The organism is Mucilaginibacter sp. 5C4 (assembly GCF_034345625.1).
Taxonomy (GTDB): domain Bacteria; phylum Bacteroidota; class Bacteroidia; order Sphingobacteriales; family Sphingobacteriaceae; genus Mucilaginibacter; species Mucilaginibacter aurantiaciroseus.
Window position 1 is genome coordinate 4,367,667 of record NZ_CP133775.1, and the last position, 17,381, is coordinate 4,385,047.

Annotated in this window: 17 protein-coding genes; 9 read left to right on the forward strand and 8 right to left on the reverse strand. The window is 43.4% G+C overall.

Annotation, left to right across the window (positions count from 1 at the left end):
• Positions 1–12 precede the first annotated feature (12 nt).
• From RHM67_RS20365 to RHM67_RS20390, 6 genes are all read left to right on the forward strand, one after another.
• Entirely contained in the window at positions 13–1,323 is a 1,311-nt protein-coding gene (locus RHM67_RS20365) for a carbohydrate porin (protein ID WP_322229272.1), read from the forward strand.
• Between the two features lie 65 nt (positions 1,324–1,388).
• The gene (locus RHM67_RS20370; protein ID WP_322229274.1) at positions 1,389–1,916 is read left to right on the forward strand and encodes a YceI family protein; all 528 of its coding nucleotides are present in this window, start codon (positions 1,389–1,391) and stop codon (positions 1,914–1,916) included.
• A 99-nt stretch (positions 1,917–2,015) separates the two neighbouring features.
• Positions 2,016–3,080, forward strand: coding sequence for a sensor histidine kinase (locus RHM67_RS20375; RefSeq protein ID WP_322229276.1), 1,065 nt, complete (start codon positions 2,016–2,018; stop codon positions 3,078–3,080).
• Between the two features lie 50 nt (positions 3,081–3,130).
• On the forward strand, positions 3,131–3,781 hold the full coding sequence (locus tag RHM67_RS20380) for a DUF47 domain-containing protein (protein WP_067059170.1): 651 nt from the start codon (positions 3,131–3,133) through the stop codon (positions 3,779–3,781).
• Positions 3,782–3,802: 21 nt separating this feature from the next.
• Positions 3,803–4,810 carry an inorganic phosphate transporter gene (locus RHM67_RS20385; protein ID WP_252759367.1) on the forward strand — a complete coding sequence of 336 codons (1,008 nt, stop codon included), beginning with the start codon at positions 3,803–3,805 and terminating at the stop codon, positions 4,808–4,810.
• 39 nt (positions 4,811–4,849) lie between these two features.
• On the forward strand, positions 4,850–5,572 hold the full coding sequence (locus tag RHM67_RS20390) for a DUF4197 domain-containing protein (protein ID WP_322229281.1): 723 nt from the start codon (positions 4,850–4,852) through the stop codon (positions 5,570–5,572).
• Positions 5,573–5,693: 121 nt separating this feature from the next.
• On the opposite strand, the gene RHM67_RS20395 is transcribed toward RHM67_RS20390, so the two are convergent.
• The 7 genes from RHM67_RS20395 to pdhA form a co-directional block, all read right to left on the reverse strand.
• Positions 5,694–6,998: an energy transducer TonB gene (locus tag RHM67_RS20395; RefSeq protein ID WP_322229284.1), complete on the reverse strand. Its 1,305-nt coding sequence runs from the start codon at positions 6,996–6,998 to the stop codon at positions 5,694–5,696.
• Complete coding sequence (locus RHM67_RS20400) at positions 6,976–7,548, reverse strand: sigma-70 family RNA polymerase sigma factor (protein ID WP_322229287.1); 573 nt, start codon at positions 7,546–7,548, stop codon at positions 6,976–6,978. Before RHM67_RS20400 ends, RHM67_RS20395 begins: the two co-directional genes overlap by 23 nt.
• Before the next feature lie 84 nt (positions 7,549–7,632).
• Entirely contained in the window at positions 7,633–8,328 is a 696-nt protein-coding gene (locus RHM67_RS20405) for a uracil-DNA glycosylase family protein (RefSeq protein ID WP_322229289.1), read from the reverse strand.
• A gap of 15 nt (positions 8,329–8,343) precedes the next feature.
• Positions 8,344–10,137: a DUF885 domain-containing protein gene (locus tag RHM67_RS20410; RefSeq protein WP_322229293.1), complete on the reverse strand. Its 1,794-nt coding sequence runs from the start codon at positions 10,135–10,137 to the stop codon at positions 8,344–8,346.
• A gap of 86 nt (positions 10,138–10,223) precedes the next feature.
• Positions 10,224–11,003 (reverse strand): M90 family metallopeptidase, encoded by a 780-nt coding sequence (locus RHM67_RS20415; RefSeq protein ID WP_322229295.1) that lies wholly within the window; start codon positions 11,001–11,003, stop codon positions 10,224–10,226.
• Between the two features lie 260 nt (positions 11,004–11,263).
• Entirely contained in the window at positions 11,264–12,988 is a 1,725-nt protein-coding gene (locus RHM67_RS20420) for a pyruvate dehydrogenase complex dihydrolipoamide acetyltransferase (protein ID WP_322229298.1), read from the reverse strand.
• Between the two features lie 41 nt (positions 12,989–13,029).
• Positions 13,030–14,025 (reverse strand): pyruvate dehydrogenase (acetyl-transferring) E1 component subunit alpha, encoded by a 996-nt coding sequence (pdhA, locus tag RHM67_RS20425; protein WP_322229300.1) that lies wholly within the window; start codon positions 14,023–14,025, stop codon positions 13,030–13,032.
• 592 nt (positions 14,026–14,617) lie between these two features.
• Between pdhA and RHM67_RS20430 the strand changes: the two genes are divergently transcribed.
• Positions 14,618–15,193 carry a C40 family peptidase gene (locus RHM67_RS20430; RefSeq protein WP_322229302.1) on the forward strand — a complete coding sequence of 192 codons (576 nt, stop codon included), beginning with the start codon at positions 14,618–14,620 and terminating at the stop codon, positions 15,191–15,193.
• A 61-nt stretch (positions 15,194–15,254) separates the two neighbouring features.
• Positions 15,255–16,382 carry a CapA family protein gene (locus RHM67_RS20435; RefSeq protein WP_322229305.1) on the forward strand — a complete coding sequence of 376 codons (1,128 nt, stop codon included), beginning with the start codon at positions 15,255–15,257 and terminating at the stop codon, positions 16,380–16,382.
• Here the strand turns inward: RHM67_RS20435 and RHM67_RS20440 are convergent.
• On the reverse strand, positions 16,379–16,564 hold the full coding sequence (locus RHM67_RS20440) for a hypothetical protein (RefSeq protein WP_252759378.1): 186 nt from the start codon (positions 16,562–16,564) through the stop codon (positions 16,379–16,381). The two genes, RHM67_RS20435 and RHM67_RS20440, sit on opposite strands and share 4 nt — an antisense overlap.
• Before the next feature lie 294 nt (positions 16,565–16,858).
• On the opposite strand from RHM67_RS20440, the gene RHM67_RS20445 reads away from it, so the two are divergent.
• Entirely contained in the window at positions 16,859–17,311 is a 453-nt protein-coding gene (locus RHM67_RS20445; protein WP_322229306.1) for a 3-oxoacyl-ACP synthase, read from the forward strand.
• Positions 17,312–17,381: the final 70 nt, after the last annotated feature.

Below are 17,381 nucleotides of genomic sequence, written 5' to 3' on the forward strand. Positions count from 1 at the left end.
CGTTTCATCAGCATGAAAAAAACTTTACTTTCATTAACCATATTATTAGGCATAGCCAAACTTGCCGCTGCGCAGGATACTATAAAAACCCAGCGTTTTAACCTGCATTTTCAGCAAACGATTATCATGCAGTACAAGCCGCAGTTCTCTGCGCCATACACCGGGCAAAATAGTTTGATCCCAAATGCCGAAACCCAAACATCATTAACAAGTACACTATTTGGCGGCGCAAGGTTATGGAAAGGTGCCGAGGCCTATTTAAACCCTGAATTAAGCGGAGGATCGGGCCTAAGCAAAACGCTGGGCATAGCGGGTTTCCCAAATGGCGAAACTTTTCGCATAGGCGCTGCCGAGCCTAAGATCTATTTAGCACGCCTTTACCTTACCCAGTACTTTAATTTTGGCGATGAGAAAGAATATATTGAAGATGATGTAAACCAGCTGGCAGGCATGCGCAGCAAACGCTACCTAAAAATTACCGCCGGTAAATTTGGCATGGCCGATTTTTTTGACGGCAACGAATTTAGCCATGACCCACGTTCTCAATTCATGAACTGGAGTTTAATGGATAATGCCGCCTGGGATTACCCCGCCAACACCCGTGGTTATGTAATAGGTGCAATGGCCGACTTTGCACAACCCAACTGGAACCTGCGCTTTGCCTTTACCATGACAACTACAACCGCTAACGGATCCACCTGGGATGAGCACCTAAGCCACGCCAACACCCAAACATTAGAGTATGAAAGGCGCTATACTTTAAATGGGCATAAAGGCACATTGAGGTTACTGGGTTTTCGTAATAACGGGATAATGGGCGTTTACCGCGATGCCATTAACCTAAACCCTGCCGCGCCGGATGTGGATGCTACACAGGGTTACGGCCGCCATAAATATGGTTTCGGCATTAATGCAGACCAGTACCTGAGCGATGATTTTGGCGTATTTGCCAAAGCAAGCTACAATGATGGCAAAACCGAGACCTGGGCCTTTACAGAGATCGACCGCTCGATAAGCCTTGGTGCTGTGCTTAAAGGCAACAGGTGGAGCCGTAAGGATGACGAACTGGGCCTTGCTTTTGTAGGTAATGGCATCTCAAATGATCATAAGGATTATTTGGCCGCCGGCGGTTACGGTTTTATTATTGGTGATGGCCAGTTGAACTACTCGCCCGAATTGATCGCCGAGGTTTACTATAAAATAAACGCGTATCAGCATAAACTTTGGATCTCTCCCGATTATCAGTTCATAGCCAACCCCGCTTATAATAAGGACCGCGGGCCGGTAAACGTACTATCGGTTAGGGCGCACGTGGAGTTTTAATATCGGACCAAAGTAAAATTATACCAGCGTTAAACCCGGCCGGGATAAAACCGTCATATTGCAACATGAAAAACATTATAGCAGCTATAGCTTTCCTCATCATTGGCACAAGCGCGTTAGCACAAAACAATATTACGAAAGCTAAGATCTCGTTCGAGTTGAAGAACCTCGGCATTAAAACCGGCGGCGTAATTGGCGGCGTGCAAGGTAATATAACCTTTGACCCCGCTAAGCTGGCAACCAGCAAAATTGAAGCTACTGCGGATGTTAACGCCATTAACACCGATAACGATATGCGCGATGAGCACCTGAAAAGGGACGACTACTTCGATGTGCAGAAATATCCGAAAATGAGCCTGTCGTCGGTATCTTTTAAAAAGAACAGCGGCAATAACTTTACCGGTGTTTTTAATTTGACCGTAAAAGGCATTACTAAACCTATTGAAGTGCCATTTGCATACGCTACAGTAGCCACAGGTAACTTATTTAAAGGCAGCTTTAAAATAAACCGTAAAGATTTTAAAATTGGCGGCAACAGCATGACCATGAGCGACGATGTCACCATTAATTTTGAAGCCGAGGCCGCAAAATAATCCCCGCTTTTTATCCGCGCAGCAAATAATAACAATTAATTAACACAGGGGCCTGCTTCTGTGTTAATTATAACCGTTTACAAATAGTAACTTTATACTATGAAATTGCGCGTATTGATCCTGATTAACGCTGCCGCCGTTGCCATCACCTTATCGGCAGTAAATTACTACTTTCAGCACAAGTGGTACGATGTAATGATAACCTTCCTGGTTACCTTCATCACCAGTTATATTGTTTTTTACTACCTGATAGAGAAATACATCTACTCAAAAATTAAGCTTATTTATAAGCTTATCCATAACCTTAAACTTGGCCGCGACCTGCGCGATGCACTTGGCGAACACGTAAGCGCCGACCCTATAAACGATGTTGAGCAGGAAGTAAAAGAGTGGGCCAAGCAAAAGAAAAGCGAGATCGACGACCTGAAAAAGCAGGAAAAATTCCGCAGGGATTTCCTTTCTAATATCTCACACGAGTTTAAAACCCCCCTCTTTGCTATACAAGGATATATAGAAGCTTTGCAGGACGATGAACTGGAAGATAAACAACTCGCCTTGCAATTCCTCGAAAAAGCATCAAAGAATGTTGACCGTTTAAGCTACCTGATCAACGACCTGGATGAGATCTCGAAGTTGGAATCGGGTGAGATACCTATCAATTACAGCAAGTTTAAAATTAACGACCTCATCAAAGAGGTTTTTGAATCTTTGGAATTAAAATCCAAACAGCACAATATTAAATTAACGTTTAAACAAAAATATGACGACGGCATATTTGTTAACGCCGACCGTGAAAAAATACGACAGGTTTTGGTGAACCTGATAGATAATTCCTTTAAATATGGCAAAGAGGGTGGCAATACCTCGGTGAGCACCTTTACCCTGCACGAGCAAGTATTGGTGGAAGTTACCGATGATGGTATAGGCATCGAAGAAAAGTTCCTCCCGCGTTTATTTGAAAGGTTTTACCGTACAGATACCAGCCGTTCCAGGCAAATTGGCGGCTCGGGTTTGGGGCTGGCCATTGTTAAGCATATTGTGGAAGCGCACCAGCAAACCATTAATGTACGCAGCACCGAGGGCATGGGATCGACCTTTGGCTTCACGTTGCAAATTGCCAAACAAACTTTACCTTTCCCAAACATACCAGCGTTAAAAAATTAACATTAACTTAACATTGCAACTGTACCTTTATCGAAATTTTACGAACCAAGATGTCACTTAACAGTATATTCCAGTATTTTGTACCAAAGGATAAAAAAACCTTCTTCCCGCTTTTTGAGCAGGCAGCAAGTAATGTTGTAAGCATGGCAACCATTTTGGTTGAAGCCGTTAACTCGGTTAACCCTGCCACCCGCGAAGAACTTTTCAGGCAGATTGACAAGTTGGAGAATAAGGGGGATGAGCTTACCCATCAGATTTATCTTGAACTGGGAAAAAACTTTATCACCCCGTTCGATCGTGAGGATATCCATGCTTTAGCTACCGCTATTGATGATATTGCCGATTATATCCATGGCGCGGCTAACCGCATGCTGCTTTACAGGATAGACGATTTTAACGAGCACATCCGTAAATTATCTGAATTGATACTACAAGCCGGTACTGATCTTGAAAAGGCAGTACGCGAGCTTAAAGACCTACGTAACGTACGCGCCATTGCAGATTCTTGCATCCGCATAAACAGTGTAGAAAACCAGGCCGATTACGTTTTTGACCGCGCCGTTGCCGATTTGTTCCTTTACGAAACAGACGCTATCCGCCTGATCAAATACAAAGAGATCTTAGCCGCGCTTGAAACCGCTACAGATATGTGCGAAGATGCCGCTAACGTGATGGAATCTATACTTATAAAAAACGCCTAAGCATAATTTATATCCTTTTAAATGGTTACTACCCTACTTGTTGCTGTAATTGCCCTGGCGCTTATTTTTGATTACACTAATGGTTTTCATGATGCGGCCAACTCTATAGCTACTATTGTATCAACCAAGGTGCTAACGCCCTTCCAGGCGGTATTGCTTGCTGCAGTATTTAACTTTGCCGCTTACTTTTTTATTAAAGACCATAAAGTAGCCAACACGGTTGCTAAAACTGTTCACGAAGAATTCATCACCCTGCACGTGGTACTGGCCGGCCTTATCGCCGCCATCACCTGGAATTTAACTACCTGGTGGTTTGGGATTCCTTCCAGTTCATCGCACACCCTTATTGGTGGTTTTGCAGGCGCGGGTATAACCAATGCATTATTTATGGGCCAGCCTGCTATGGCTGCCATTAACTCCGTTTATATTATCAAGATCGTTGCCTATATCGTGTTGGCGCCTTTTATTGGTTTATTCATTGCTTACTTTATAACCATTTTTATCCTGCATGTTTGTAAAAAGGCCAAGCCGGTTACGGCCGAGCGTTGGTTTAAGAGGTTACAGCTGGTATCTGCTGCGGCATTAAGTTTTGCGCATGGTACTAATGATGCCCAAAAAGTAATGGGTATCTTATACGTAAGTTTAGTAGCAGCGAAGGTTGTGAACAGCGGCGCGCCGATGCCCGAGTGGATCCCACTGTCTTGTTACACTGCAATATCATTAGGTACCATGTCTGGCGGTTGGAAGATCGTGAAAACTATGGGTTCTAAGATAACTAAGATAACCCCTTTAGAGGGTGTAGCAGCTGAAACTGCCGGTGCGATAACCTTATTTATTACCGAGCATTTTGCCATCCCGGTTTCAACTACGCATACTATTACCGGCTCTATCATTGGGGTTGGGTTAACAAAACGTGTGTCGGCAGTGCGCTGGGGTGTTACCATAAACCTGGTTTGGGCATGGATAATTACCATCCCTATTTCGGCACTTATTGCCGGCCTGATGTTTATGTTGGTAAGGCACATCTAATTACTGCATTACTGGCAGTAAATTTGCTTACTTTATATCATGAAAAAAACGCTTATCCTTATCCCGTTCCTGTTCATTTTATTTTGCAGCTGCGATACGCTTAGCCAGGTTGCACAAACCACGGTAAACCAGTTGGGCAACCCCACTAACCTCGAAATTAACAACGGCCTTAAACAAGCCCTTGAAATAGGTACCGGCAAAAGTTCAGACCAGCTATCGGCTGTAAATGGTTTCTTTGGCAATGCCGCTATCAAAATACTTTTCCCGCCCGAGGCACAAAAGGTTGAGAAAACACTGCGTAGCATTGGCTTGGGCAAATTAGCAGATAACGTTATCCTTTCCCTTAACCGTGCAGCAGAAGATGCCGCAGGCAAAGCAAAACCAATTTTTGTTAATGCCATAAAACAAATGACCCTAACGGATGTAACCAACATCCTTTTAGGAAATAAAGATGCTGCCACCCAATACTTTAAACGCACAACCACTATGGCATTGGCCGCTGGCTTTAAACCGGTTATAGAAACCAGCTTAAACAAAGTGGGCGCAACAAAATATTACACTGATGCTGCAAACGCCTACAACAAAGTGCCATTTGTAAGCAAAGTAAACCCGGATATAAGCGATTACGTTACCCAACGCGCTATTGAGGGCCTGTTTGTAGAAATTGCCCAGGAAGAACTAAACATTCGCCAAAACCTTGGTGCACGTACCACACCGCTACTACAAAAGGTATTTGGTTATTACGATAAGAATAAGAAGTAATACGTTTTTACTTGATATGGAAAAAGGCGATAGGTTTTAGATCCTATCGCCTTTTTTGGTTATTTGTCATTGCGCTAAGCAACACCGTCATTGCAATGACGCATGGAGAAATAGCCGCCTACTAATGAAACTCCACCTTAACTTTCACATCTTCAGCTTTCCCAGAGCTATTACCAACCCAAGCCGGGCCATTTTGGATAATGCTGATAGCTTTTACATCGGCAGCGATACTTAAACCTTTGGTTATTGCAACCTCGGTAATTGATCCATTTGGGTTAATGGTTACTTTCAATTCAACCGTTCCTTCTTTACCATCCGGACTAACAGCATTCTGCAGCAGGTATTTTCTATAATCATCCCAGCCAACTAAGGGACGGGCATTCGCGGTTTTGGCAATATTTTTATCGGCGATAGCCACTTGCCTTAAAATCGGTGAAGTTTTATCCTGCGCCGCGGCACTATCATTATTTTTAAATGATTTGGTACCGAAAGACGAAACCTCTGCATTACCATCATCTTTCTTAATATCGGGCCTGGTATAACCATAAGCATTTGCCTGGGCGGTTGTAACCTTTTTTGCATTTACCCTTCCTGATGCATCGGGCAGGGGCTGAGCATCTTTACGGTCTATAACTGCACCTGCCATTAAATTTGGTGGCAGCCCGGCATTGGCCAATGCTGTAGGGTTATTGTCAGTTGCTTTCCCGGGGCGGGTAGTGATGCCGGCACCTGCGGCCTTGCTTTTTATAACCGTAAGTTGCGATGCATTTTTGTTGATCGCTATAAATTCGCCATCCAAAACAGTATCCTGTTTTTTGTTTGCTATTATGTCCGAAGCAACCATTTCTTCTAACACACTAATAGCCGGTTGGTTTTTGGCAGCAGCGAGGCTCGCGGTGGTAATATCCTTCTGTTGAAAAGCCGCATTTGCTTTTGTATCTGTGTTGATTGGTGCGAATGGTTTAGCGAGTGCTTTTCTTTTAAATGCTATAGTTTGCTTTTGTGGTGTTGTAATAACCTGCTCTGCCTGTTTGCCTATCACCACCGGCGTTGTATCAGCAGGTGCTATTTTCACCGGCTGGATCATGGCGACTTGTGGTAGTTGTTTATCGTTGCCGCTATTTTTATACAACAAACCTACAACTACCGCAAAGCCTATTACGCTTGCCGCAATTGCTGTAACCGCCCAAGGCGCTATGCGGCGCACTTTAGTTGCTGTACGGGCTTCTAATTGCTGTTGCAAGGCCGCAAGATTGCTCTGCTGGTCTGTCTTTACAGCACCATACCCTTCCAGCGCATCCATCAAAAACGGATCATACTGTGCCCGGCGCTCTAATTTATTCATAGCGCGGGCATCAAGCTCCCCGTTAAGATACTTCTGTATTTGCTGTATGTCGGCCTGCTTATTCTCCACTGTTCTTTTCAAGGCAAATTTTAAGGTTGCGCTTTCCGTTTTGTATGTAGCTTTTTACCTCGTTTAAGGTAAAGCCTGTTTCGTCGGCTACTTCTTTATAACACTTCTCGTCAAGGTAAAATAACTTAACGCTTTGTTGCTGTGCCGGCGTTAACTTCTCCAAACAACGTTCCAAAGCCTGCATGGCTTCTTCGCGTTTCTCAGTATCAGGATGCAAAACAGGGGTAAATTCCATAAACTCATCTAAGGTTACGGTCTCTAATTTTTTACCACTCCGCAGTTGCATTAGGCAGTGGTTGCGGCTAAGCACATATAGCCATGCCCTAAACTGCTTTATTTCGTGCTGGTGTACCTTTTGCGCTAATTCCTCAAATATGGCCATCACGGCATCCTGCGCACGTTCCTCATCCTTTAAATATTTTAAACCCACACCATAAACCAGCGGCATATAGCGCTCGTACAGGCGGCCCAAAACTTTCAGGTCGCGGCTTTCCCGGTAGCTTGCTAATAGCTTATCGTCTGCGGTATCTTCTGGTTTAACTGGTCGGTTAAAAAACTTCATTCAAGAGAGGGTGCAAAATAATTTTTTTTAATGGCTTACGGAAATTATCTATTTGCAACCTTTTGTGATTTTTTCGAGGTGCGATCAAACCCCGCTTAAAGCTTCGAGGTATTTATCGATATAAATCTGTTTGGTTTTAGCTTTATACTGCATAATGAAGCGAGGGTGCTCCAGCGCTACTATCTTTTTAAAAAAGCCATGCTCATTGTTCAGCTTCTTTAAAAACTTCTCGTTTTGCCCCGTACCGAAACAAAAGCACGTATCGGTATAGCAGCCTAAAGCAATTTGGATTTTTATATTATCGATAATAAACGGGGTTACTGCTGTGCATAACTCTTTACTATCGTAGTAATTATAGTTCTTTTCCTTGCCTTTGTTATCTATGGTAGTAAAGCCCAGCGGACAAAGCGAACTGATGTAAAACTTATTGTAAAAAGCTTCGGCACCACCATAAGCGTTTATTATTTCGTATACGTAAACAGATGATGGCTCATGGGTAACCTTTCCCTCGTATTCAATATCGCATTCCGACTTTAGGCGTTTAGGATCAGTGAATGGCACGCCAGTTAAACCGCTGCCAAATCTGCCGGGATTAATGCCCATGATGAGGTGGCGCTTATTATCATCGCTATAATATTTTTTATAAAACGCTGATGATACCTGTAACGCGTTCCCCTCTTCCTCTTTAAACGGGTTCATGACCCGGATATTGGCAGGCAGTGCCGGCCCGGCATATTCCAGATGTTTATTAAAGTTTATTACCCTATCCGCGAAATTCATGAGCACATCAAAGTTTTATGGCTGCTGCATTTTTGCCCAGGCATCCATTTTGGTTTCTAAAACACTTAGCGGCATTGCGCCGTCTTTTAATACCTGGTTATGAAACTCGGCCAGGTTAAATTTAGCGCCTAATTGTTTCTGGTACCGTTTACGCAGTTCCAATATCTTTAATGCTCCCGTTTTGTAGCCTAATGCCTGTGCCGGTGCGCCCATGTACCGTTCAATTTCGGCAATAGCGGCAGGTTCGCTAATCGCTTCGTTATCCATCGAATATTTAACCGCTTGTTCGCGCGTCATCCCTTTGGTGTGGATGGCCACATCAACCACTAAACGAATGGCGCGGTGCATTTCATCACCCAAAGCACCCATGTGCTGGTATGGGTCGGTATATAAGCCCAGTTCCTTCCCTAACGATTCGCTGTATAGCGCCCATCCTTCCGCATATCCGTTTTCGTTTATCAGGAAACGGCGGAACTTTGGCAGCGTGTTATTCTCCTGCGTTAACGAGATCTGGTAATGATGCCCCGGGATGGCCTCGTGTAAGAATGTCGATTCCATGCCCGAGGTGGTGTTAAATTTGGCAGCATCTACAATTGGCACGTAAAATATGCCCGGCCGTTTACCATCTGCCGAGCCCTGGTTATATTCGATACTGGCACTTTCTGCCCTGAACGCCTCTGTTTGCTTGATAATGAATTGTGTTTTTGGCACATTGTTAAACATCTTTTTCAGGTTCGGCTCCATACGTTTGTGGATATTCTCAAAAGCGGCTAAAACATCAGCCGGTGTTTTATAAGGCATAAACCTGCGGTCGGTTCGCATGTACTCAAAAAAGGCTTTTCTATCGCCTTTAAAGCCAACCATCGTTTTGATGCTGTCCATTTGTTTACCAATACGGGCTACTTCGCTTAATCCTGTCTGGTAGATCTCTTCGGGCGTGCGGTTAGTTGAGGTTTGCTGTTTTACCAGGTAAGCGTATTTTGCCGTTCCGTCGGTAACCGACGACAAGCCGGATGTGCTCCTTGATTTCGGCAGGTAAACATTTTGCAGGTAATCTGCCAGTCGTTTGTAGGCCGGTACTACAGATGTTAGGATGGTTGTTTTGTAAGCATCGGTTATCGCCTTTTTATCCGCTGCAGAAAAACTTGCGGGGATATTTTTGATCGGGTCGTAAAAGATGCTTTTGGTAGCATCGGTCACCACAAAACTTTGCATTTGCGGAATCATTTTAACCACTAATGCCTTAGGCAATACTACACCGGTTTTGATGCCTTTATTAAAATTAGCGATGGCGGTATCGGCCCATGGCGCAAACGTGGTAAGGCGTTTTAGCCAGTCGTTATAGTCTTTAACGGTTTTAAATGGCTGCGCGTTCCCACCCGATCCTAACTGCCCCAAGGTTAGGGGGAAAGCATGGATCTGGTTAAACGGCATATACTCCAGGTGGTATTTATACCCATCAATATTGGTTTGTGCTTCGTAAACAAAAATATCGTAAGATAGCTTATCGTTATCGTCCAGGTCTTCGCGTTTAAAAGTTTTCACGCTATCCAGGTACGACTGATAAAAATCTTTCGCCCTTTTTAAATAATCGGCAGCGCCATCATTAGGCAACTGATCATTGTAGCGGGTATCACCAATGAAGGTAGCTGTTACCGGGTCGAGTTTTAAATATCCTTCATAATAGTTATCGAATAGTTTTGCGAGTTGCTTATTATCGCCGGTAGCAACGGTAGTACCGTCGGCTGCTTTTTGTTTACAGGCTGTAAAAGCTGCCGCTACGCAAAGTATCAGTATTACTTTTTTCATTACTTATGATTTTGGTGCTTAAAGCTATGTTATTTTGAAGATAATTGAGGTTGAAATTTCCGAGGGCTATTATTGAACGATAATACTTAAGCAGGCTTCTGCCCAAAGATCCGGCTCAGCATCTCATATAATTCCGGGTGCTTGGTCTGGAATTGCTCGGGTTTCTCAAAAAAGTATTCGGATACCACGGCGAAAAACTCTGCTTCATTGGTGGTAGCATACACATCAATATCTGAGTGACCCGTTTCTATCTTGTGTATCTCCTGGTGCATCATGCGCACCCATGGTTCTATATACTCATGCGGCAAAAAACCTTCGGGGATGCCATCGGTAGCGCCATCTACCTTATCCAGCAGGTGCACAAATTCGTGGATGCCGGTATTTTCCTTACCGTTGTTTTTAGAAAAACCTTTGATGAGCGCGTTGCGCGATAATATCATTTGCCCGTTCATGTACCCGGTGCCCACCATGCCCATGATGTTGCGGCCTTCGCCCTCGTTTCCTTCAAACTGAAATTGCTTATCAAAAGTATCTGGGTACAAAAGCACATTGGTAACGTTACGGTAAGTCCAGTCCTTAAACGCGAAGATGGGGATCACCGCGCTGGAAGCCACCATCAGGCGGTCGGTATCGGTTATTTCGAGGCCAACGCCTTCGATGCGTACGGCATCAAGAAATTGCTCTATCCTGTCTTCAAAGTAAAGCTTATCGGTGTCTGATAGTTTGTTGTAGTAGTTGATGTGTTGGGTAAGCAATTGCTTTTGCGCATCAGTAATAATGGTTTGGGTAAGGGCGCGCTTTTTTCGTCTTCTCTGGAATAAAGAATAACAGATAATGACGGCGATGATGATGGAGAAGTATATCATGTTTGTTATTGGAGAAGCAAGTTAATAAAAAGCCTTCATTCCGGGGAATGAAAACGAACAACCCTGTTGCCTGGCAAGAGACGCGAAGTATCGCGTCTCTACGAATTTGCCATATGCTTTCAGCTTGCGACAGCTAAAAGCTGACATCATTTTAGGCACAAGATGAAAGCTTGCGCCAGTGATTTGTAAAACAAAAAGAGCGATGAGTAAACCCATCGCTCTTTTAAATCTTTCGGACTTCCGGACTACGGACTTCCGACTTATATCATCATCCTTACCGGTTCTTCCAGTAACGATTTTAGTGTTTGCAGGAATGCGGCAGCTGATGCGCCATCTACCACGCGGTGATCTGAGCTTAACGTAACCTTCATTACGTTGCCTGGTACTACCGCGCCATTTTTAACAACAGGGATCTGCTGGATGCCGCTAACGGCAAGGATACAGGCATTTGGTGTGTTAATAATAGCGGTAAACTCATCTACACCAAACATACCAAGGTTTGATATGGTGAATGTTGAGCCTTCCATTTCGGCAGGTTGTAATTTTTTAGCTTTTGCTTTACCGGCGTACTCCTTAACCTCTTGCGAGATATGGCTTAACGATTTGCCATCGGCAAATTTAATAACCGGTACCAACAGGCCTTCGTCAACCGCAACGGCTACGCCAATGTGTACATGCTCGTTAGTGCGGATGGTATCGCCCAGGAACGATGAGTTAATAGCCGGGTGTTGTTTCAACGAAACAGCAACAGCTTTTACTACAAAATCGTTAAAGGAGATCTTCACCGGTGCAACCTCGTTCATCTTGTTACGGGCAGCAATGGCCTGGTCCATATCTATCGACATGGTAACATAAAAGTGAGGGGCAGTGAACAAGCTTTCAGATAATCTGCGGCTAATGGCTTTACGCATTTGCGTAACGTTTCTTTCCGTAAATTTCTCTTCGCCTGTGTAAGTTGGCAATACAACCGGTGCTTTTGCGGCAGGGGCAGCAGCAGCTGGTGCAGCGCCTTCGTGTGGTTTAGCGTTTTCTACAGGTTTTGCAGATGGTGTAAAGCTTTCTATATCTTTTTTGATGATCCGGCCGCCTTCTGCGCTGCCTTTTACATCATTTAAATTAATGCCTTTGTCTTTCGCAATTTTACGTGCCAAAGGTGATGCTTTAACGCGGCTGTCATCCTCGGTAGAACCGGTTGATGTAGCAGTTGGCGCGGCATCAGTTTGTGCGGCAGGTGCTTTTTCTTCGGTAGCTTCTTCAGCGGCCGGGGCAGCATCAGCAGTACCATCGCCACCATCAGCGTTATCTAATAATGGTTGTATGTCTGTACCTTCTTTACCTACAATGGCAATAATGCCATTCACCTGTGCGGCTTCGCCTTCTTTAACACCAATGTATAATAAGGTGCCTGCTTCGTAACCCACAACTTCCATGGTAGCCTTGTCGGTTGCCACATCAGCTAATGAATCATCCGCTTTTACTTTATCACCAACCTTAAAGTTCCATTTTTCTATGGTGCCCTCGGTCATGGTATCGCTTAACAAAGGCATACGTATTACCGTAGCCGGGATGCTTGAGGTATCAACCTTTGGTTTTGCAGATGCAGATTTCTCGGCAGTTGTAGCAACAGGTTTTGAGTCTGCAGTTGCAGGTTTCTTATCATCTTTAGCAGTTGTTTCAGTTTCTTTACTGCCACTTTCTACTGCCACTGGTGCAGCACCGCCATCTAAAAGCGCTTTGTAGTCTTCGCCCTCTTTACCTAAAACGGCAATAATAGTGTCAACCGGTACAGCGTTACCTTCTTCAACACCTACATAAAGCAAGGTGCCGTCCTGGTACGATTCAAAATCCATAGTGGCCTTATCGGTTTCTATCTCGGCCAAAACATCGCCCGATTTTACCTTGTCGCCAACTTTTTTATGCCATTTCGCCAATACCCCTTCGGTCATGGTATCGCTCATTTTGGGCATTTTAACTACTTCAGCCATATACTGTGATGAATATTGTTAATTTATATAAATATAAGATATTAGTCGCGGATGTACGGATAGTCCTGTTGTACATACACATCAGTATAAAGCTCTGATGCTTCCGGGTAAGGTGAATCTTCAGAGAACTGAACCGCCTCATCAACCTGTGCCTTAATTTTCGCGTCTATCTCTTCAAACCATTTATCATCAGCATAGCCATTTTTTTGAATAGCCAATTTTACTGTTTCAATAGGGTCTTTTGATTTATAGCTTTCCAATTCCTCTTTAGTACGGTATTTCTGCGGATCACTCATCGAGTGGCCTTTGAAACGGTAAGTACGCATTTCTAAAAAGGTTGGGCCTTCGCCGCGGCGTGCACGTTGTACAGCCTCGTCCATTGCGTTATGTACCGCAACAGGGTCCATACCATCAACCGGCGATGAAGGGATACCGTATGGTAAGCCTAATTTGTAAATATCTGTTTGTATGGTGGTACGCTCTACAGATGTACCCATAGCGTAACCGTTGTTCTCACAAACAAAAATTACAGGCAGTTTCCATAGCGCAGCCATATTAAAGGTTTCTGTTAAAGCACCCTGGCGCACGGCACCATCGCCCATGTAGGCAATGTTTACGTTATCGGTACCTTTATACTTTTCAGCAAAAGCAACGCCCGCACCCATCGGGATCTGGCCGCCTACAATACCATGGCCGCCGTAGAAATGGTTTTCTTTGTCGAACATGTGCATAGAGCCACCTTTGCCTTTAGAGCATCCGGTTGCTTTACCATACATTTCGGCCATAATGGCGTTTGGATGGGTCCCTTTTGCTAAAGCGTGTGCGTGGTCGCGGTAGGCAGTTATTAAACTGTCTTCGTGGCGTATAACAGACATGGCGCCCGCTAACACAGCTTCCTGCCCAATGTACAGGTGACAAAATCCGCGTATTTTTTGTTGACCGTATAACTGACCGGTTTTTTCTTCAAACTTACGCATCAGGAGCATAGACTCATACCACATCAGGTAGGTGTCTTTAGTTATTTCGATTGAACTCATTTATTAAATAAAGTTTCTTTGAGAGGTGCAAATCTAATTATATCCTGCAAATAACCGAAACTGCAACGAATTTGTTAGCATCAATTGATTAAATTTTTGCGGATGCATTATAATGCACGCATAGTATTTTTTTAAAACGCAAAATAACATTTGGATATGGTGTAAAATGTACGCTTTATAAAAGGGCGAAAAGCGGGTTTATCGCAATAATCTTCTCATAAAAAATCTTTGTTTCAACGCCTATTGAAAGTCGGTTGCGGGTCGAAAAAGGGTGATTTAGAGTCGGCTTTAACCCTTGCTTAATGTTATCAACTCCCGGATAAATCAAAACTATATGCCGGACAATTATTAAAATAAGACATGGCTCAATATCTGAAATTAAATTTCCGAGGGTGAAATTTTAGGCGATTTGATTTACTTTATCGAAATTATTATTAACAATGGTTACAAATATTACCTGAATCGTTATGAAAAAAAATCTCCTTTTTAATTTGGTAGTTTAAAAATATTGGATAGTTTTGTATCCAACAATAGACACAACGTCCAATTTAATATACATTTGCTGCCCTAATTCAGCAACTAAAGAGATTAAATGAAGAAAATTACAATTGCTATTGCACTATTTCTGAGCGTTTTAGCTGCTCAAGCTCAAACAAAAATTATTCCAACTCTTGCTGCAGAAAATGCAGAGCAAGAGAGTTTAGCAAAAGATTACCTTTCGCAAATTATGGGTGTTGCGGTTTCTGCAACCTCAAACATAAAACTTTTCAAGTTTGTATATAACTGGATAGGCACCCCTTACCGTTTTGGTGGTTCATCAAAAAAAGGTATTGATTGCTCAGCATTTACCAAACAACTATATAGCGACGTATTTAACTTACCTATCCGTCGTAGCTCTCGCGATATTTTTAGCATGGTTAGCCCGGTTGGTAAAGACGACCTGAAAGAAGGCGACCTTGTTTTTTTTAAAATACATAGCCGCAGCATTTCGCACATCGGCATTTACCTTGGTAATAACAGGTTTGCACACGCGTCATCACGTGGTGTAGCCATCAGCAATTTAGACGAAGCGTACTACAGCCGTTATTTTTACAAAGGCGGCCGTTTATTAGAATCATTTAAAAGTGAACTATCTGCATCGGCTACCGATGACAAACCAGCTAATTAAACCTAAATTTAAATATCTTTAATCCTTTCACTAACCATGAGAGGATTTTTTTTGACCCATCATGAAGACCCGGTTCGTTTTATTTTTAGCTATCGCGATACTTGCAGCTGCCTGTGATCAGCCTAAAGCAAAAAGGGAGTTGAATAAAGCAGAGGCAAATACGCAGGCTATTCCAACAGATACTATTGCAACATTACCTACAGATAATGTTATAACTATCGCGGCCGTTGGCGATATTATGCTGGGCTCATCCTACCCCGACAGCACCTTCCTCCCACCCGATAGCGCAAAAGCGAGTTTTAAATATGCTTTAAAAGATCTGCAAAAAGCCGATATTACTTTTGGTAACCTGGAAGGTGTGTTATTAGACACCGGCGCACCTGTTGGTTACAAATTAAGGTTTCAGCACAAAGGGTATTTATTTAGGATGCCGGTTAAGTTTGGAAGTATTATTAAAAATGCGGGGTTCGATATACTTAGCGTAGGCAATAACCACTCAAACGATTTTGACCGCGCAGGCCGCCGCAGTACTATCAAGGCTTTAGATAGCCTGGGTATCCATACCGCGGGGTTTAAAAGCCATCCGTCAAAATCATTTATCAAAAATGGAATTAAATATGGTTTTTGCGCCTTTTCGCCAAACGGGCAAACGGTTTCGTTGCTTCAGATAGCCAACGCAAAAGCCATCATCAGGGATTTAAAAGCAAATAACGATATTGTGATCGTGTCCTTCCATGGCGGTGGCGAGGGTACGGATTATGAGCACGTGCCGGATTCGGCCGAGATATTTAAAGGAGAGAACCGCGGCAACCTGCGCCTGTTTACCCACGCGGCCATTGATGCAGGTGCAGATGTGGTATTAGGCCACGGCCCGCACGTTGCCCGCGCAATGGAGTTATATAAAAACCGCTTAATAGCCTATAGCCTGGGCAACTTTGTAACCTATAAAGGTGTAAGTGTAAGCGGAGTATGCGGCCTTGCACCATTGCTCAACATCCACATTAATCAAAAAGGGGAGTTTTTGAACGGCCATATAGCATCATACCGTCAAAACCACCAATTGGGTTTAACGCCCGATAGCCTTAACCGCGCAGCAATACGGATTAAAGCATTAACCGAAGCCGATTTTATCCGGCCCGGTTTAACTATTTCTTCAACAGGGGAGATAATTCCCACGGTTGCGAATTAGGCTTCGTCTTTAGTATTGCGCACAAGGCTTATCCCTGTAAAAAAGAAGATGATGGCAATAAGGCCTACTACAATTAAAGTGGTAGCCGCGCCTGTATGTTGAATAATTTGTACGCCTGTATAAATAAGGCCTATAATGCCCAACACTGTAAGTATTGCTCCGAAAGTACGTTTTAAATTCATGATGAATAATTTGCTGGGGTTAAATAATCTATTCATTAACCACTTTACTACCAGTTTGTTTGCGCCCGCCAACAGGTTGTATACAAAAGCGGAATATCATTTGTATGTAAATTACTATAAATAGATGTATCATTTTGATACGAATTACGTTTAAATGTTTGTAAATGCTTCGCATTTACATTGTGATAAGGTTTAGGTTGAAAGTCCCGGGCAGCAAGTGCCTGGGGCTTTTATTTTTTATAGCCTTAGCAATCCCACACTTTTTATACATCTTCGTTTTTTTAACTATATATAATGAGTGATTTAAAAGCAAAGCTGCACGCGTTGTGCGTTGCTTATGTACAAACCCGCATGCAGGCAGCCGAACAAGCCATTGCCGAAGCGCAACAGGCCCAAAACGACGACACCAAAAGTAGCGCCGGCGATAAATACGAAACCGGCCGCGAAATGGCCCAGCAGGAAACCAACCGCAACCTGGCCCAACTAAATGAAGCTAACAAACTAATGGTAGCGCTAAACCAGATCTCGTTCAACGGATCATCCGCAAAAGCAGAAACAGGCAGCTTGATAATGACCGATAACGGCAATTTTTACATGGCTATCAGCGCAGGTGCTTTGTTATTGGATGGGAAAACTTACGTTGCAGTATCCCCCGCCTCGCCTATTGGCTTTAAAATGAAAGATAAAAAAGCGGGAGAAGAATTTATTTTGAACGAAAAAACATATCAAATACAGCAGGTTTTGTGAAAATCAAGGCTAAAATTTGAGTTGAAATAGAAAATAAAAAATATAGTTTAATAAATAATTGTACAATTGA

Bases quoted from the DNA above. Each gene is read 5' to 3' on its own strand.
- RHM67_RS20365 (WP_322229272.1), top strand. From the start codon at position 13: ATGAAAAAAACTTTACTTTCATTAACCATATTATTAGGCATAGCCAAA.
- RHM67_RS20370 (WP_322229274.1), top strand. From the start codon at position 1,389: ATGAAAAACATTATAGCAGCTATAGCTTTCCTCATCATTGGCACAAGC.
- RHM67_RS20375 (WP_322229276.1), top strand. From the start codon at position 2,016: ATGAAATTGCGCGTATTGATCCTGATTAACGCTGCCGCCGTTGCCATC.
- RHM67_RS20380 (WP_067059170.1), top strand. From the start codon at position 3,131: ATGTCACTTAACAGTATATTCCAGTATTTTGTACCAAAGGATAAAAAA.
- RHM67_RS20385 (WP_252759367.1), top strand. From the start codon at position 3,803: ATGGTTACTACCCTACTTGTTGCTGTAATTGCCCTGGCGCTTATTTTT.
- RHM67_RS20390 (WP_322229281.1), top strand. From the start codon at position 4,850: ATGAAAAAAACGCTTATCCTTATCCCGTTCCTGTTCATTTTATTTTGC.
- RHM67_RS20400 (WP_322229287.1), bottom strand. From the start codon at position 7,548: ATGAAGTTTTTTAACCGACCAGTTAAACCAGAAGATACCGCAGACGAT.
- RHM67_RS20405 (WP_322229289.1), bottom strand. From the start codon at position 8,328: ATGAATTTCGCGGATAGGGTAATAAACTTTAATAAACATCTGGAATAT.
- RHM67_RS20410 (WP_322229293.1), bottom strand. From the start codon at position 10,137: ATGAAAAAAGTAATACTGATACTTTGCGTAGCGGCAGCTTTTACAGCC.
- RHM67_RS20415 (WP_322229295.1), bottom strand. From the start codon at position 11,003: ATGATATACTTCTCCATCATCATCGCCGTCATTATCTGTTATTCTTTA.
- RHM67_RS20420 (WP_322229298.1), bottom strand. From the start codon at position 12,988: ATGGCTGAAGTAGTTAAAATGCCCAAAATGAGCGATACCATGACCGAA.
- pdhA (WP_322229300.1), bottom strand. From the start codon at position 14,025: ATGAGTTCAATCGAAATAACTAAAGACACCTACCTGATGTGGTATGAG.
- RHM67_RS20430 (WP_322229302.1), top strand. From the start codon at position 14,618: ATGAAGAAAATTACAATTGCTATTGCACTATTTCTGAGCGTTTTAGCT.
- RHM67_RS20435 (WP_322229305.1), top strand. From the start codon at position 15,255: ATGAAGACCCGGTTCGTTTTATTTTTAGCTATCGCGATACTTGCAGCT.
- RHM67_RS20440 (WP_252759378.1), bottom strand. From the start codon at position 16,564: ATGAATTTAAAACGTACTTTCGGAGCAATACTTACAGTGTTGGGCATT.
- RHM67_RS20445 (WP_322229306.1), top strand. From the start codon at position 16,859: ATGAGTGATTTAAAAGCAAAGCTGCACGCGTTGTGCGTTGCTTATGTA.